General features: G+C 63.1%; 13 protein-coding genes and 1 pseudogene. 5 read left to right on the top strand and 9 right to left on the bottom strand.

All coding sequences use genetic code 11. The features are described from left to right. Nucleotides 1-25 precede the first annotated feature (25 nt). Complete coding sequence (locus K5H97_RS07400) at nt 26-1,216, top strand: benzoate/H(+) symporter BenE family transporter (RefSeq protein ID WP_028691776.1); 1,191 nt, start codon at nt 26-28, stop codon at nt 1,214-1,216. 97 nt (nt 1,217-1,313) lie between these two features. On the opposite strand, the gene K5H97_RS29995 is transcribed toward K5H97_RS07400, so the two are convergent. The 3 genes and pseudogenes from K5H97_RS29995 to K5H97_RS07390 all read right to left on the bottom strand — a co-directional run bounded on the left by K5H97_RS29995 (nt 1,314) and on the right by K5H97_RS07390 (nt 4,766). Beyond that, nucleotides 1,314-2,177: a methyl-accepting chemotaxis protein gene (locus K5H97_RS29995; protein ID WP_390898243.1), complete on the bottom strand. Its 864-nt coding sequence runs from the start codon at nt 2,175-2,177 to the stop codon at nt 1,314-1,316. Further along, nucleotides 2,172-2,399: pseudogene (locus tag K5H97_RS29990) on the bottom strand (HAMP domain-containing protein); the annotation flags it as partial. The gene K5H97_RS29995 and the pseudogene K5H97_RS29990, both read right to left, overlap by 6 nt. Before the next feature lie 969 nt (nt 2,400-3,368). After that, the gene (locus tag K5H97_RS07390) at nt 3,369-4,766 is read right to left on the bottom strand and encodes an aminotransferase-like domain-containing protein (protein WP_028691778.1); all 1,398 of its coding nucleotides are present in this window, start codon (nt 4,764-4,766) and stop codon (nt 3,369-3,371) included. Between the two features lie 123 nt (nt 4,767-4,889). On the opposite strand from K5H97_RS07390, the gene K5H97_RS07385 reads away from it, so the two are divergent. After that, nucleotides 4,890-6,071, top strand: a complete 1,182-nt coding sequence (locus K5H97_RS07385) for an MFS transporter (protein ID WP_051555715.1) — start codon at nt 4,890-4,892, stop codon at nt 6,069-6,071. On the opposite strand, the gene K5H97_RS07380 is transcribed toward K5H97_RS07385, so the two are convergent. Beyond that, entirely contained in the window at nt 6,022-6,783 is a 762-nt protein-coding gene (locus K5H97_RS07380) for an SDR family oxidoreductase (protein WP_028691779.1), read from the bottom strand. The two genes, K5H97_RS07385 and K5H97_RS07380, sit on opposite strands and share 50 nt — an antisense overlap. Before the next feature lie 176 nt (nt 6,784-6,959). On the opposite strand from K5H97_RS07380, the gene K5H97_RS07375 reads away from it, so the two are divergent. Further along, entirely contained in the window at nt 6,960-7,961 is a 1,002-nt protein-coding gene (locus tag K5H97_RS07375) for an NADP-dependent oxidoreductase (protein ID WP_028691780.1), read from the top strand. Between the two features lie 57 nt (nt 7,962-8,018). Here K5H97_RS07375 and pyrF read toward each other — a convergent pair whose 3' ends face one another. Further along, nucleotides 8,019-8,720 carry an orotidine-5'-phosphate decarboxylase gene (gene pyrF / locus K5H97_RS07370; protein ID WP_028691781.1) on the bottom strand — a complete coding sequence of 234 codons (702 nt, stop codon included), beginning with the start codon at nt 8,718-8,720 and terminating at the stop codon, nt 8,019-8,021. A gap of 182 nt (nt 8,721-8,902) precedes the next feature. On the opposite strand from pyrF, the gene K5H97_RS07365 reads away from it, so the two are divergent. Further along, nucleotides 8,903-9,070: a DUF2897 family protein gene (locus tag K5H97_RS07365; RefSeq protein ID WP_065414470.1), complete on the top strand. Its 168-nt coding sequence runs from the start codon at nt 8,903-8,905 to the stop codon at nt 9,068-9,070. Nucleotides 9,071-9,119: 49 nt separating this feature from the next. On the opposite strand, the gene K5H97_RS07360 is transcribed toward K5H97_RS07365, so the two are convergent. After that, nucleotides 9,120-9,443 carry a ComEA family DNA-binding protein gene (locus K5H97_RS07360; RefSeq protein WP_028691782.1) on the bottom strand — a complete coding sequence of 108 codons (324 nt, stop codon included), beginning with the start codon at nt 9,441-9,443 and terminating at the stop codon, nt 9,120-9,122. A 282-nt stretch (nt 9,444-9,725) separates the two neighbouring features. After that, complete coding sequence (locus K5H97_RS07355) at nt 9,726-10,847, bottom strand: protein kinase family protein (RefSeq protein WP_155952707.1); 1,122 nt, start codon at nt 10,845-10,847, stop codon at nt 9,726-9,728. A gap of 2 nt (nt 10,848-10,849) precedes the next feature. On the opposite strand from K5H97_RS07355, the gene K5H97_RS07350 reads away from it, so the two are divergent. Continuing rightward, complete coding sequence (locus tag K5H97_RS07350; protein ID WP_060489951.1) at nt 10,850-12,097, top strand: IS256 family transposase; 1,248 nt, start codon at nt 10,850-10,852, stop codon at nt 12,095-12,097. A 334-nt stretch (nt 12,098-12,431) separates the two neighbouring features. On the opposite strand, the gene K5H97_RS07345 is transcribed toward K5H97_RS07350, so the two are convergent. Next, nucleotides 12,432-14,426 carry a polysaccharide biosynthesis protein gene (locus tag K5H97_RS07345; RefSeq protein WP_028692278.1) on the bottom strand — a complete coding sequence of 665 codons (1,995 nt, stop codon included), beginning with the start codon at nt 14,424-14,426 and terminating at the stop codon, nt 12,432-12,434. A gap of 167 nt (nt 14,427-14,593) precedes the next feature. Continuing rightward, nucleotides 14,594-15,769 (bottom strand): DegT/DnrJ/EryC1/StrS family aminotransferase, encoded by a 1,176-nt coding sequence (locus K5H97_RS07340; RefSeq protein WP_028692279.1) that lies wholly within the window; start codon nt 15,767-15,769, stop codon nt 14,594-14,596. Between the last annotated feature and the right edge of the window lie 23 nt (nt 15,770-15,792).

Below are 15,792 nucleotides of genomic sequence, written 5' to 3'. Positions count from 1 at the left end.
CTTACACCTGCACAAGGAATTCCCCATGACCGATGCCACCTCCGCGCGCCTGCGGCCGCTGGCGGACAGCTCCCCATCGGCGGTCGTCGCCGGCTTCATCGCCATGCTCACCGGCTATACCAGCTCGCTCGTGCTGATGTTCCAGGCCGGCCAGGCCGCCGGCCTGACCAGCGCGCAGATCTCGTCGTGGATCTGGGCCCTGTCGATCGGCATGGCGGTGTGCAGCATCGGCCTGTCGCTGCGCTACCGTACCCCGGTCACCGTGGCCTGGTCGACACCCGGCGCGGCGCTGCTGATCACCAGCCTCGGTGGCGTCACCTACGGCGAGGCCATCGGCGCCTATATCACCTGCGCCGTGCTGGTGCTGATATGCGGCCTGACCGGCAGTTTCGAGCGCCTGGTGCGGCGCATCCCCGCCTCGCTCGCCTCGGCCCTGCTGGCCGGCATCCTGTTCAAGATCGGCAGCGAAATCTTCGTCGCCGCCCAGCATCGCACGGTGCTGGTGCTGGGCATGTTCTTCAGCTACCTGCTGGTCAAGCGCCTGTCACCGCGCTACTGCGTGCTGGCCGCGCTGCTGGTCGGCACGGCGCTGTCCGGCACCCTGGGGCTGCTGGACTTCAGCGGCTTCCAGCTGGAGATCGCCACTCCGGTGTGGACCACGCCGAGCTTCTCGCTGGCGGCGACCATCAGTATCGGCATCCCACTGTTCGTGGTGGCCATGACCTCACAGAACATGCCCGGCGTCGCCGTGCTGCGCGCCGACGGCTACCAGGTGCCGGCCTCGCCGCTGATCTCGGCCACCGGGTTCGCCTCGCTGCTGCTGGCGCCGTTCGGCTCCCACGGCATCAACCTGGCGGCGATCAGCGCGGCGATCTGCACCGGGCCGCATGCCCATGAAGACCCGGCCAAGCGCTACACGGCGGCGGTGTGGTGCGGGATCTTCTACGGCATCGCCGGCACCTTCGGCGCGACCCTGGCGGCGCTGTTCGGCGCCCTGCCCAAGGAACTGGTGCTGTCGATCGCCGCCCTGGCGCTGTTCGGCTCGATCATGAACGGCCTGAGCGTGGCCATGGGCGAGGCGCGCGAGCGCGAGGCGGCGCTGATCACCTTCATGGTCACGGCGTCGGGGTTCACCCTGTTCTCGATCGGCTCGGCGTTCTGGGGAATCGTGGCGGGGGTGCTGACCTTGCTGATCCTCAGTCCGCGCAGGGGCTGACAACGCTATCGCGGGGCAAGCCCGCTCCCACGCCCAGCCCCCGTGAGCGGGCATGCGTGGGAGCGGGCTTGCCCCGCGATTGGGCCGCCACAGCCAATCACAGGCGAAAGTGCCCCACCATCCCCTTCAGGTCACTGCCCAGCTGCGCCAGCTCGACGCTTGAGCGGGCATTGTCCTGCATCGCCAGCGCCGCCTGGTCGGCGCTGCCACGGATCTGGGTGACGCTGCGGCTGATTTCCTCCGCCACCGAACTTTGCTGCTCGGCCGCCGCAGCAATCTGCTGGTTCATCTGCTGGATCAACGACACCGCCGCGGCGATGCTGCCCAGGGCGCTCTCGGTCTGCAGCGTGTCGGCCACCGCCAGGCGCACCAGCTCGGTGCTGCCACGGATCTGCGTCACCGACTGCTGGGCGTTGCCGCGCAGGCTGGCGACCAGCCGTTCGATCTCCTCGGTGGACTGCTGGGTACGCCGGGCCAGCGCGCGCACTTCATCGGCCACCACGGCGAAGCCACGGCCCTGCTCGCCGGCGCGGGCTGCCTCGATCGCCGCGTTGAGCGCCAGCAGGTTGGTCTGTTCAGCCACGCTCTTGATCACCTCCAGCACATCACCGATGGTATGGATCTCGGCGCTGAGACTGTCGATGCCGCTGCTGGCAGTCTCGGCCGCCACCGCCAGTTGCTCGATGCGCAGCATGCTCTGGCGTACCACCTGCTGCCCCGACTCGACCTTGTCGTCGGCATCCTGGGCCGCCTGGGCCGCCTGCTCGGCGTTGCGCGCCACATCGTGAACCGTCGCGGTCATCTGCTGCATGGCGGTGGCCACCTGCTCGGTCTCGTCCTTCTGGCTGCCCACTTCGCGGTTGGTCTGCTCGGTCACCGCCGACAAGGCCTGGGCGCTGCCGGCCAACTGATCGATACCCTGCTGCAGGCCACTGACGATGCCCGACAGCCCCTCGGCCATCTGCTGCATGGCCTGCAGCAGTTGACCGACCTCGTCGGCACGCGGCGGCTCAGCCTCGATACCCAACTCGCCTGCGGCAATGCGCCGGGCACGGCTGATCACCCGCTTGAGCGGCGCGACCACGGCACGGGTGATCAACCAGGCCGCCAGCACGCCTACCAGCAGAGCCAGGGCCGTGGCCGCGGCGATGGCCACGGTGTTGCGCGCAAGCTCCGCCTGCATGGCCTGCTCCTGGGCGGCGTAGGCCTGGTCGACTCGCGTGGTGACCTGCTCGGCCCGGGCCTGCAACTGATCCTTGATCCCCCGCTCCTGGCCCAGCAGGTCGGTGTACTCGTTGAGTTTTTCGGAAAAACTCGCGATATGCCCGGCCACTTCGCCCAGCACGCTCTGGTAGCCGGCGTCGGTGACCGCCGACTTGAGCTGCTCCACCAGGCCGGCCGCCTCCACCGTCTGGGCGATGCGCCCCTCGGCAACGGCCTCGCCGCCCTTGCGGCTCTGCTCCAGGCGTACCCGGGCCTCGTCCATGGCCTGCAGCATCAGCCGCGACACCTGCGCCACCTGCCCGGCCTGCTCGAGGAACTCACCGCCCTGCTGCCCCTGGGACTGCTTGAGGGTATAGGTGCCATCGTCGGCCAATCCGGCCTGTAGCACATCGAGGTTGTTGGCCACGCTCGACACCGACCAGCTGGCCATGTCCAGCGCCAGCTCCTTGGCCTGCACGGCCTGGACGAACTGATCGAAGGCCTGCCCGTAGGCGTTAAGGTCGGCCTCGGCCCAAGACAGCGCCGGCACCGCGCGGGCCCGCTCCACCAGCCCCTGCAGGCCAGTACGCAGGGCATCGGCCTCCTTGACGTCCGAGCGCAGGGCGAAGGCCTGTTCGTGCTGGCGCAGCTTTAACAGGTCAGTGTTGAACTGGGCCATCTGCCGCAGCCCCTCGAAGCGCTGGCCGACGTTGCCCAGGGCGTACACACCGATGGCGGCCACCACCAGGGTGAGCAGCAACACCAGGGCGAAACCCAGGCCCAGCTTGCGCGCCATGCCCAGGTTGGCCAATACACCGTGCTTGGTCGCCGTCATCACCGCCCTCCTCGCCTTTTGGCCCTCTGCCAACGGCAAGAGTGACAATGGCGCCGACCTCGTCACAAGGGGCGGGCGCGCGAATGGTGTCATTTAGCTATGAGCGTGTCGCTTTCAGACTGCCGGAGGTCGCCCCGCATGCCGGAAGAACGCCTGGGCCCGGGAATCCTGTCCATAGGCGACATTGATCCGCAGCCAGTCACTGGCCCGCCCCTGCGGATCGAAGGCGCTGCCCGGGGTGAGCAGCACCGCATGCTCCATCGCCAATCGCTCCAGCTCGGCAAAGTCGCGCCCAGGCACCCGGGCCCATACGAACATGCCGCCTACCGGCTCGCAAAACACCTCCCAGCCGCAGGCCTCCAGCTGCCCCAGGGTCCTGGCCCGGTGCTGACCCAAGCGCAATCGCAGACGCTGCACGCTCTTGCGGTAGCCGCCATTGGCGAGCATCTGCCCGACCACCTGCTCGGCGAAGCGCGAGGTGCCAATGCCAGCCACCATCTTCAGTTCGGCCAGGCGGGCGATCAATGGCGGGTCGGCCACCAGGTAGCCGACCCGCAACGAACTGCTGAGAGTCTTGGAAAAGCTGCCCAGGTAGATCACCCGCTGCTCGCTGTCGAGGGTCGCCAGGCGCGTGGCCGGGCCGTCCTGGAAGTCCGCATACAGATCGTCCTCGACGATCCGCAGGTCATGCTCGCGGGCCAGTTCCAGCAAGCGGTAGGCCACCTTGGGCGTCAGGCAGGTGCCAGTCGGGTTCTGGCACAGGCTGTTGATGAACAGGCAGCGGGGCTGGTGCTCGGCCAGCAACTGCTCGAGCACCACCAGGTCCGGGCCAGTGGCGGTGCGCGGCACCTCGAGCATGTGCACACCGTGCAGGCGCAGCAAGTTGTACAGGTTGTAATAGCCGGGGCGCTCCACCAGCACTGTATCGCCCGGATTCAGCAAGGTTCGCACCAGCAGGTCCAGGGCATGGCTGGCGCCCTGGGTGGTGACGATCCGCTCCGGCTCGGCGGCGATATCCAGCCGCGCCAGCCCCTTGTGCAGTTGCAGACGCAGGCTGGCCAGGCCCTGGGGCGGGCAGTAGTCGAACAGCGCCTCGGGCGCGCCGCGGCTGACCTGGCGGATGGCCTGGGCCAGCTCGGCTTCGGCGCGCCAGGCCACCGGCAGCCAGCCGCAGCCGAGCTTGAGCAATTGTTCATGGCCTTCGCGAAACTGCCGCCAACTGCCGTCGATCGCCTCACCCCAGGACTCCCCAGGGTCGGGCCGCAGGCCCGGTTTGCGCTCGGCGACAAAGAAGCCCGCGCCATGCCGCGCCTGCAGCCAGCCGTTGGCCGCCAGGCGGTCGTAGGCCTCGATTACGCAGGAGGCGCTTACCGCCTGGGCCTTGGCCAGCGCGCGGATCGACGGCAAGCGCGCACCGGGGCGCAGGCGCTGCTGTTCGATCCAGGCCTGCAGGTGCTCGGTCAGTTGCTGGACCAAGGGGATGGGAAGATCACGATCAAGATGAAAATGCATGGCAAGTGTTCGCTGTTTTCAGGCAAACAGTTAAGCATAAATGCTCCGCGAGTGTGCCTTGGCGAGCACCACTGCCAAGGCCGATGCTGCCAACCACTGTTACTGCCTTGCGGATCCGTACCGATGTCCATTCGCCATGCCCCAGTCCTGCTGGCCTTCGCCCTGTGCCTGATCACCCTCGCGGTGAACCTGCAGGCCCCGCTTTACATCACCTACGCCGACCTGTCCGGGCAAGGCGCGGCGGCGACCGCCGTGGCCTTCTCCGGCTATGTGCTCGGCGTGCTGCCGGTGCTGTTGGCCCTCGGCGGCTTGGCTGACCGGGTGGGCCGACGCCCGCTGATCCTGGTCGCGCTAGCCCTGTCGATGGTCGCCACGCTGCTCATGCTGCTGGCACCGAGCCTGCAGATGCTGGGCCTGGCGCGCCTGTTCCTGGGGCTGGGCACAGGCCTTGCCTCGGCCACCGCCACCGCCTACATGAGCGAACTGATGGCGCCGGACGCCGATAGCCGGGCCGCCACCTGGGTCACCGCCAGCACGTCGCTCGGTTTCGGCCTGGGCGCGGCACTGACCAGCCTGTTCCTGCTGCGCGGCCCGACCCTCACCCCCGGCAGTTTCCACCTGCAACTGGCATTGGCCGCCCTCGCCTTGCTGCTGGTCTGGCGTCTTCCCGACCCTCGTCCGGCGCAGTGCGGCGCCATGCTGCGCCTGCCCTGCTACCCCGCCGGCAGCCTGGCCTATGGTTTGGCGATCCTGCTAGCCTGGGCCTGTGTCGGGTTGGTGATCGCCCTGCTGCCGGGGATCCTACGCCAGCACGGGCTGAGTGCCTGGTCGGGGTTCTCGACCTTCTGCGTGATCAGCTGCGGCTTGTTGTTCCAGCCGCTGGCCCGGCGCCTGGCCAGCGCCCAGGCGACCTTGCTGGGGCTGCTGATCCTGCCGTGCAGCTACGCGCTGCTGGCCTGGGGGGCCGACAGCGGCAATCTGCTGGGTGTGCTGCTGGGCGCCGTGGCCGCGAGCAGCGCCTGCTATGGCTTCATCTACCTGGGTGGCTTGGCGGCGGTGAATGAGCGGGCCGGGAGCGAGAAGACCCGGGCCAGTGCCGGGTTCTTCCTGCTCGCCTACCTGGGATTCAGCCTGCCGGTGATTTTTACCGGATTGCTCAGCGACCGGCTCGGCTCGCGACTGGCGCTGATCGCCTTCGGCGGCGTGTTGCTGCTCGGCTGCGCGGCCGTGGCAATGACGCTGTGGGTAACTTCGTTCAGATCGCCAACGCGCCGCCATCGACAGTCAGACTGTGCCCCGTCGTGAACGCCGCGCCATCGCTGCACAGGTACAGCACCGCGCTGGCGATCTCCTCGACCTTGCCGATGCGCCCGACCGGGTGCATCGCCGCGGCGAACTCGGCCTTGCGCGGATCGGCCTCGTAGGCGCGGCGGAACATGTCGGTGTCGATCACCGCCGGACATACCGCGTTGACCCGGATACCCTTTTTCGCATACTCGATGGCGGCCGATTTGGTCAGGCCGATCACCGCATGCTTGGACGCCGCGTAGATGCTCATCTTCGGCGCCGCCGACAGCCCAGCCACCGAGGCGGTGTTGACGATGGCCCCACCGCCCTGTGCCAGCAACAGCGGTAGCTGATACTTCATGCACAGCCACACACCCTTGACGTTGACCCCCATGATCGCATCGAACTCCGCCTCGCTGCCCTCCGCCAGGCGCCCCTTCTCGATCTCGATACCGGCGTTGTTGAAGGCATAGTCGAGCCGGCCATAAACCGTGATGACCTGCTCATGCAACTGACGCACATCGTCGTCACGGGTGACATCGCAGGCGACGAACAGCGCCTCGCCGCCAGCCTGGCGAATCAGCGCCACGGTGGCTTCACCGCCGGTCGCGTCACGGTCGGCCACCACCACCTTGAGCCCCTCGGCGGCGAATGCCTGGGCCGTCGCCCGGCCGATGCCCGCCGCGCCACCGGTGACCAGGGCAACCTGGCCGGAGAAAGTCATGCTCATCACTGGCTCCTGCAAAAGGATGGGAAGTCGTGGCTGAGTCTAGTCAGGGCACCGCCGGGCTGGGCAGCATCATCAAGGGCACGGTTGGACTACTATCGTTCGCGGTGATCTTGCGTGACGCGGCCCATTCAACCCGCCGATCATCAGCCCCTCACACTCGTTCAGGAGAACTCGCCATGCCCCACACCAACCGCCGTTTCCTGCTGACCAAGCGCCCGGTCGGCGCCGTGCGCCGTGACGATTTCACCTATGAGCAGGGGCCCGCCAGCGAGCCGGGCGAAGGCCAGGTGCTGGTGAAGAACCTCTACCTGTCGCTGGACCCGGCCATGCGCGGCTGGATGAACGAAGGCAAGTCGTACATCCCGCCCGTGGGCCTGGGCCAGGTCATGCGCGCCCTCGGCGTCGGCGAGGTGGTCAGCTCCAAGCATCCGGACTACAAGCCCGGCGACCATGTCAGCGGTGCCCTTGGCGTGCAGGATTACTTCACCGGCGAACCCCAGGGCCTGCACAAGATCGACCCGCGCCTGGCGCCCCTGCCCCGCTACCTGTCCGCCCTGGGCATGACCGGCATGACCGCCTACTTCGCCCTGCTCGATGTCGGCCAGCCCAAGGCCGGCGAGACCGTGGTGATCTCCGGTGCCGCTGGCGCGGTCGGCAGCATTGCCGGGCAGATCGCCAAGCTCAAGGGCTGCCGCGTGGTGGGCATCGCCGGGGGCGCGCAGAAGTGCCAGTACCTGCTGGACGAACTGGGCTTCGACGGCGTCATCGACTACAAGGCCGAGGACGTGCTGGCCGGTCTCAAGCGCGAATGCCCCAATGGCGTGGATGTGTACTTCGACAACGTCGGCGGCGACATCCTCGATGCCGTGCTGTCGCGCCTGAACTTCAAGGCCCGGGTGGTGATCTGCGGCGCCATCAGCCAGTACAACAACAAGGAAGCGGTCAAGGGCCCGGCCAACTACTTGTCGCTGCTGGTCAACCGTGCGCGCATGGAAGGCTTCGTGGTGATGGACTACGTCAAGGAGTACGGCAAGGCCGCGCAGGAAATGGCCGGCTGGCTGGCCAGCGGCAAGGTGAAGAGCAAGGAAGATGTGGTGGAGGGCCTGGAGACCTTCCCCGAGACGCTGCTCAAGCTGTTCAGCGGGGAGAATTTCGGCAAGCTGGTGTTGAAGGTCTGATATCAGCAGCCAGGCGCCTTGTGGGAGCGGGGCAAGCCCGCTCCCACGATCCCTGATTCAACCGCGGATTTCAGCCACAACGGCAGCCAACGCCTTGGCAGGATCCGCCGCCTGGCTGATCGGACGCCCGATGACCAGGTAATCGGAGCCGGCGTCCAGTGCCTGACGCGGGGTCAGAATCCGGCGCTGGTCATCCTGGGCACTGCCCGCCGGGCGAATCCCCGGGGTCACCAATTGCAGCGACGGATGCGCCGCCTTCAGTGCCGGCGCTTCCAGTGCCGAGCACACCAGACCGTCCATGCCGGCTTTTTGCGCGAGCGCCGCCAGGCGCAGCACCTGCTCCTGCGGATCGACATCCAGGCCAATGCCGGCCAGGTCCTCACGCTCCATGCTGGTCAGCACGGTCACGCCGATCAGCAGCGGCTGCGGGCCGCTGCGCTTGTCCAGCTCCTCGCGGCAGGCCGACATCATGCGCAGGCCACCGGAGCAGTGCACGTTGACCATCCATACACCCATCTCAGCCGCGGCCTTGACCGCCATGGCGGTGGTGTTGGGGATGTCGTGGAACTTGAGGTCGAGGAACACTTCGAAGCCCTTGCTGCACAGGGTTTCGACTATCCCTGAGGCGCTGCTGGTGAACAGTTCCTTGCCCACCTTGACCCGGCACAGGGCAGGGTCGAGCTGGTCGGCCAGCTTCAGTGCGGCGTCACGGGTGGGGAAATCCAGGGCGACGATCAGGGGCGTCTGGCAGGCGGACATGGGCAGGGTCTCTTGGCAAGTCGTAAACGGCGCGCATTGTAAACGAAGTGGCGTGGGGTTTGGGGGCCGCGGGTCATGAGATTTGGCCCGAGCGGGGGCGGCTCCTATAATTGAACCAACGGCTGCGGCAATGGCTCGAATGCCATGTAAGCGGTGCCCTACACGCTTTCAGGAGAATCTCGATGCCTTGGTATGCCTGGTTGATACTGCTGGTTGCTCTCGGGTCGATTGTCGGCGGATTGATGATGCTGCGGGATACGGCGAAGAAGTTGCCGTTGACCGAGGAGCAGTTGAAGAAGGTGCATGAGCGCAATGCCGAGGCGGACGCGAAGGATGCGCAGGATCGCTAAGTGACCGACAGGCCGACCGGGCAAGACGCCTGATCGGCTGTCGATTGCATTACTCGACCGTCAACCGGTCACGGTTACGCTCAAGCAACGCGCTGCCGATGCCCTTGATTTCCAACAGCTCATCCACCGAAGTGAACGGACCGTTCGCTTCTCTGTAGGCAATGATTGCCTGGGCCTTGGACTGGCCGATGCCATCGAGCGCCTTTTGCAAGGTCTGGCTATCAGCCTTGTTCAGGTCCACCCGATCACCCTCGTCCTGTGGGCTCACCACTGTGGCGACGGGCTGGCTGTCCACACTGGAAGCTGCGCTGATGTTAAAGGGAAGAGCGGCGAAAAACGAAAGCAACAGGTATGACAGTATGGTATTACGCATGAGGTATCACTCCTTGCGGCTAAAATGAAGCAACGTTCCTTGGTTGCCCCCTAACGTTAGATCGCGATATCGCTCACGGCAATCGCCTCGCCGACGCAAGCCTTTACCGGATGCTTCTGGCACCAGAACGTCATGGCAAGGCCCCGTCGCCATCTGGTACTGCGACCAACACACCCTAACAGTCGAACTGTTACAGTGTGTTGGTCGCCTCACGATCCCTGCCGCGCGCAGCCATGATCGATAAGTCCGGTATCACTCTCTACCGAAGCCAAGTAGAGCCCCCTATCGCTGAGCACTTGCGTAGGTTGTCTTACAACCCTGGCGTGTCACCTTGTAGAGTGCCCCGTATTCAGCCAGCCTGGCAGGATTCATGACGTCGGGAATGGCATCATTGGCCCTCCATGTACGCAAGTTGGAGGTTGCCACGTACAAGGCGTCTCCATGAGGCACTAGAGCTGTGACTCGCTGTCCGAAAAAGGCACTGTCCAAGGTATCAGCGGCACGATCCATATAGGGAACGAACGTCTCCCCCTCCACTGCGCTGAAGAACCTCCTCAGCAGCTGCCAATGCTCTGCCTGGTGGTCATACCGCCATACCTCCCCCTTCGGCCAGTACCCCACAAACAGGTCCCCGCAATACTCAGCCATTGACTGAGCCTCGAAGCCCAAACGCTGGGGAACTAGCTCTGCAATTTTCGGTGGGGTCATATCCGAAGGTTTAAGTTGCGCCCCATCAAACTCATAGATGCGCCCAGTCGGCCATTCGCCAAGCAGTTGCTTACCACGATACGAGATGGAACTGTAGAACTGGATTGCCCTGGGCTTGCTCAGCGGCTCGATAACGGGGCGTGCGCAGGAATAAATATCGTTTTCCATGGTCATTCGGCACCACCTGCCGCGCCTGAACAGCAATGCGTCACCGTAATTTGTCACTGTAATAACCGCACCATTGGCGTTGGCATACACATAGGGAAACGTACCTGGATTCACACGAATTTTCTGGCACGGCCGCGAGCCTGAAGTGGAACATGCAGAATACTCGCTGGTCTTGTAATCAAAGCTAAACTCATGGTTCGCGGCCCGATAGTCACCCGACCGTCGCAGGTGTACCTGCTGATAACCACCGCCTTCTAAAAGCTTGAATTGGTAGCCATTACCAAGATCCTCAAAGTACAAATCGCCTTTATGGATGAAAGCATACCCGGTATGAAAATCCTCGGATGGAGAGGCGAGCCGGTCGATCTGGTAGTCGAAGTGCCCTTCGACAAATTCATGCACACCGTTTTCGGGACTCTGTGAGTACGATTGCCAATACGCAACCGGAGACTGCTTGACGTCATCACTGCCTTGCGGAGAGGGTGTCAGAAATTTTGTGTTCGGGCATAACATGAGTAAGAGGTGCATGTATGCCAACCAAAAAGAAACCCTTGCGTGACCTGCCCAAAATCCCCAAAGAGCTGCTGGAGCAGTTCGGTGAGGGCCTGATGACCGCAGAGGCTATCGAGGATGCCTCTGCGGCGTTCAAGAAGGCCTTGATCGAACGCGCTCTGCACGCTGAACTTGGCCACCACCTGGGTTATCCGCCGGGCGCGCAGCGCCCAGAGGATGAAACCAACCAGCGTAACGGCAAGAGTGGCAAGACGGTTTTGACCGGCGATGGCCCGCTGCGGCTGGAAATTCCTCGTGACCGAGACGGCAGTTTTGCGCCCATTCTCATCCCCAAGCATGAGCGGCGGTACACCGGTTTCGATGACAAGATCATCGCCATGTACGCCCGTGGCATGACGGTCAGAGAGATCCGAGCCTTTCTGTCCGAGCAGTATGGAACAGAGGTCTCACCCGACTTCATCAGCTCTGTGACAGACGAGGTCATGGAAGAAATTGGCGCGTGGCAGCAGCGGCCACTGGAGCCCATGTACCCGGTCATTTTCTTCGATGCACTGCGGGTGAAGATCCGCGAAGAAGGCTTGGTGCGCAACAAGGCCATTTACTTGGCGCTGGGCGTTCTACCCGACGGGACGCGCGATATCTTGGGCATCTGGATCGAGAACACCGAGGGTGCGAAGTTCTGGATGAAGGTCTTTAACGATCTCAAGACACGTGGTGTCGAGGATGTGCTGATTGCCGTGACCGATGGCCTCAAAGGCATGCCAGAGGCTCTCAGCGCCGTGTTTCCAGAGACGACGCTGCAGACGTGCATCGTGCACCTGATCCGCAACAGCCTGGACTTTGCAGCCTGGGACAAGCGGCGGGCACTGGCCAAGGCGCTCAAGCCGATCTACCAGGCCATCAACGCCGAAGCGGCTGAGCAGGCACTCGATGAGTTTGAAAACGGGCCCTGGGGCAAGCAGTATCCAACGGTCGTTGCGGCCTGGAGACGCGCCTGGGATCGAGTGATTCCCTTCTTTGTCTTCCCACCAGCCATCCGGAAAGTGATCTACACCACCAACGCCATCGAGAGTATCAATGCCCAGCTGCGCAAGATCATCAAGACCCGAGGCCATTTCCCGAACGATGATGCAGCTACCAAGCTGATCTGGCTGGGGCTGCGAAACATCACGGCGAACTGGGGCTCAGCGGCGCATGATTGGAAAAGTGCGATGAATCAATTCGCGATTTTGTACGGAGATCGGTTCATCAGGCCGACCTGGTGAAAGTCAGGGCCTGCCTGACGGCAGGCCGTTACCGGCCCGCACACAAAAAATCTGACACTTCCCTTGCGGACCATTCAGGGCACGCACCAGAAACAAACCCGCCAGCACCAATACAACCAAAACTCCACACGTACGCTTAAACATCAACCCTCACCCTGACTTCTCCTTATCACCTCATCGACGGCATCTTGTCTGGCACCTCCTTTGCCAATTTTTAGAACAGCTCCTGGCCCTATCATATCAACTGCCATCAAATTGTAAAAAAGTGTACTCAACCGAAAGCAAAAAAAAAGCCCAGACATTTAGTCGGGCTTTCCTGGTGCAGCAGTGATACTCAGGGGTCTAGCCGTCGTTGCTGGTAGATCCAGTCGACGATTTCCCCGTCTGGCGAGTAGCCACTCACCACTTCGCGCAGCAGTTGCCGTACGCGTGCATAGTCATCTGCCGATACCGCGCCCACCAGCTGATCGAGGCGCTCCTTGAGGATTTCCCAGGCGAGATAATCCTCGTGGGCACTCATTATCATCGGGTGCCGTGTCGCCTCCACGTTATCACCGATCAGCAGTTCCTCGTACAACTTCTCGCCTGGCCGCAACCCTGTGAACTCGATGGCAATGTCCCCTGTCGGATTGCGTTCCGAGCGGACACTGAGCCCTGAGAGATGCACCATCTTTTCCGCCAGCTCGACGATCTTCACCGGCTCCCCCATATCCAGCACGAAGACATCCCCGCCCAACCCCATGGACCCGGCCTGGATCACCAACTGCGCAGCCTCCGGAATGGTCATGAAGTATCGGGTGATCTTCGGGTGCGTGACAGTCAGCGGCCCGCCGGACTTGATCTGTTGACGGAACAATGGAATCACTGAACCTGAGGAACCCAGCACATTGCCAAAACGCACCATGGTGAAACGTGTGGAATTGATATGCGGAATAGCGTTCCTGTCCCCCCAGAGCGTCGCGGAACTCTCCCGACTCAGAGCCTGCAGGACCATTTCGGCCAAGCGCTTGCTACTGCCCATGACATTGGTGGGGCGCACGGCCTTGTCGGTCGAGATCAGGACAAAGTTGGAGACCCCGGCCTGCAAGGCGGACTGGGCCGCGTGCAAGGTTCCGATCACATTGTTGAGCACACCCTCGGCGATGTTGTGCTCAACCATCGGCACATGCTTGTAGGCCGCCGCGTGGTAGACGGTTTCCACATGCCAGGTGCGCATGGTATGCAGCAGTTTGCCCTGATCACGCACCGACCCCAGTATGGGGAGCACATGAACGGTCAATGCCTCTCGCTGGCAACGCTGTTCCAGCTCGGCAAGTATGCTGTAGAGGTTGAACTCACTGTGCTCGAACAACAAAAGCGTGGTGGGACCCAGTTCGAGAATCTGCCGGCAGAGTTCCGAACCGATGGAGCCTCCTGCCCCTGTCACCAGCACTACCTTGCCGGTGATGCAACGCTCGAGCAGGCCTTCCTGCGGAGGCACGGCATCGCGCCCCAGGAGGTCGGCGATGTCGACTTCCTGGATGTCGTCGACCTTGACCCTGCCGCTGGCGAGGTCCATCAGCCCCGGCACACTGCGCACATGCAGAGGAAAACCTTCCAGGTAGGTCAGGATCTCGCGTCGTCGTCCGCGGCTGGCCGATGGGATGGCCATGAGCACTTCCTGCGCACCAGTGACGTTGATCAGTCGTTGAATATTGCGTGGCTTGTAGACATGCAGACCAGAGATCACCCGCTCGGCGATATCCGGATCGTCATCGATGAAAGCCACCGGACGCATGGTACGCCCCATGCGCAAGGCTGCAACGAGCTGATTACCCGCTGCTCCGGCACCATAGATCGCCACACGTGGCAAGCCGTCGTCCTGGCTGGCAAACGGGACATGCTTCACCGTCGAGAACCAGTCACCCAGGAAGTACTGACGCATGATCAGGCGCAATCCACCGAGCATGACCATGCTCAACCACCAGTAGTTGAAGATGATCGAGCGCGGCACCAGGGTGGCATGGTTGCTGTACCAATAGACCACCAGCGCCAGCGCCAACGATGACAACCCCACCGCCTTGAAGATGACGATCAGGGCGTCGTTGCCGAAATAGCGCATGACGGCTCGATACATGCCGAAGCGGATGAACGTGGGAATGGCAATCAGCGGCGCGGCTGCAAATAGCCATGGATGGCTGGCCATGGGATTGCCGGCGTCCTCGAAGCCCAGCCGGACGATGAATGACATCCACAGCGCACACCATACCAGCAGCAGGTCCACCACTACTTGCAATGCACGTTTTTTTCGACGAGGCAGGCCCAGGAGGGCGGCCCTCAACTTATCCATCATCAGAGTTCGTCCCGCTTCCGCTTCCCGCGGATGTTATACCGTGTTGGCCAAGTAGCGACCGACAGCGCCAACCAGATTGCCTTGACACACATCGGTATCGAACGCGCAGGACGAAGGCAAGCGGTGCCTGCCTTCATTCCAACGGGTCGTATACCTTGAATCGCTTACAGACTTGCCCGCTGCAGGACGTCACGCAATACATCGCACGTCTTGCCTATCTCATCGTCAGTCAGGGTAGGATGTACCAGGAACATCAAGCTGTTCTCCCCCAGTTCTCGGGCAACGGGCAAGCCCGGCTCCGGTCGCCAGCCGGTACCATCGAAGGCTTTCTCCAGGTAGACCTCCGAGCACGAACCGGAATATGCCGGCACGCCCAAGGCAGTGATCTCACCCAGGATGCGGTCCCGGTTCCAACCGTCCTTGAGTGCCGACGGTTCAACGAAGACATAGCACTTGTAGGCCGCATGGATAATGTCATGGGGTACCGACGGCACGCGCAGGCCAGACAGTTGTGCAGCCGTGCTCCAGATTCGACGGGCATTGGCCAGTCGACGGGCCTGCCAGTCCACCATCCTGCGCAACTGGATCCGACCGATTACCGCCTGGACCTCGAGCATGCGCCAGTTCGTCCCAAAGCTTTCATGCAACCAGCGGAAACCAGGAGCGTGTTGACGCTCGTAGACCGCCTCCCAGCTCTTGCCATGATCCTTGAACGACCACATGCGCGACCACAGCGTCCGATCATTGGTCGTAACCATGCCGCCCTCGCCGCCCGTGGTCATGATCTTGTCCTGGCAGAAGGACCAGGCTCCCACATGTCCGATCGACCCTACCGGGCGCCCTTTATAATGGGCGCCATGTGCCTGGGCACAATCTTCGATGACTTTCAGGCCATGCTTTTCAGCCAATGCCATGATCGGATCCATGTCGCAAGGCCAACCCGCCAGATGCACACAGATCACCGCTCTTGTACGCGGCGTCAGCACCGCCTCGATCGTCTGCGCGGTAATGTTCTGCGAGTCAGGATCCACGTCGGCGAAGACCGGTATCGCGCCGGCATTGACGATCGAAGAGGCCGACGCCAGGAAAGTGCGCGAGGTGACCACCACCTCGTCACCGTCCCCCAGGCCCAGCGCCTTGAGGGCCACATCCAGCGCCACCGTTCCGTTGGCCAACGCTACCGCATGTTCGGTACCCGCCCAGGCAGCGAATTCCTTTTCGAACTCTCGGCACGCCTGTCCTGTCCAATAATTGACCTTATTGGAGAGAATCACATCACGTACCGCGTTCGCCTCTTCCTCGGTAAAGGAAGGCCATGGCGAGAAGGAAGTGTTCAACACAATTGAGGCTCTTCAGTATTTGG

Origin of the sequence: Pseudomonas mosselii (assembly GCF_019823065.1) — a bacterium.
Lineage (GTDB): Bacteria > Pseudomonadota > Gammaproteobacteria > Pseudomonadales > Pseudomonadaceae > Aquipseudomonas > Aquipseudomonas mosselii.
Note: the sequence above shows the minus strand (reverse complement) of the source record. Positions and strands in the feature narration are given on the sequence as shown.

What these genes read in the sequence shown, in the direction of transcription:
- K5H97_RS07400 (WP_028691776.1), top strand. Translation starts at nt 26, where the DNA reads ATGACCGATGCCACCTCCGCGCGCCTGCGGCCGCTGGCGGACAGCTCC.
- K5H97_RS07380 (WP_028691779.1), bottom strand. Translation starts at nt 6,783, where the DNA reads ATGAGCATGACTTTCTCCGGCCAGGTTGCCCTGGTCACCGGTGGCGCG.
- pyrF (WP_028691781.1), bottom strand. Translation starts at nt 8,720, where the DNA reads ATGTCCGCCTGCCAGACGCCCCTGATCGTCGCCCTGGATTTCCCCACC.
- K5H97_RS07345 (WP_028692278.1), bottom strand. Translation starts at nt 14,426, where the DNA reads ATGGATAAGTTGAGGGCCGCCCTCCTGGGCCTGCCTCGTCGAAAAAAA.
- K5H97_RS07390 (WP_028691778.1), bottom strand. Translation starts at nt 4,766, where the DNA reads ATGCATTTTCATCTTGATCGTGATCTTCCCATCCCCTTGGTCCAGCAA.
- K5H97_RS07365 (WP_065414470.1), top strand. Translation starts at nt 8,903, where the DNA reads ATGCCTTGGTATGCCTGGTTGATACTGCTGGTTGCTCTCGGGTCGATT.
- K5H97_RS07385 (WP_051555715.1), top strand. Translation starts at nt 4,890, where the DNA reads ATGTCCATTCGCCATGCCCCAGTCCTGCTGGCCTTCGCCCTGTGCCTG.
- K5H97_RS07355 (WP_155952707.1), bottom strand. Translation starts at nt 10,847, where the DNA reads ATGCACCTCTTACTCATGTTATGCCCGAACACAAAATTTCTGACACCC.
- K5H97_RS07375 (WP_028691780.1), top strand. Translation starts at nt 6,960, where the DNA reads ATGCCCCACACCAACCGCCGTTTCCTGCTGACCAAGCGCCCGGTCGGC.
- K5H97_RS29995 (WP_390898243.1), bottom strand. Translation starts at nt 2,177, where the DNA reads ATGGCCGAGGGGCTGTCGGGCATCGTCAGTGGCCTGCAGCAGGGTATC.
- K5H97_RS07350 (WP_060489951.1), top strand. Translation starts at nt 10,850, where the DNA reads ATGCCAACCAAAAAGAAACCCTTGCGTGACCTGCCCAAAATCCCCAAA.
- K5H97_RS07360 (WP_028691782.1), bottom strand. Translation starts at nt 9,443, where the DNA reads ATGCGTAATACCATACTGTCATACCTGTTGCTTTCGTTTTTCGCCGCT.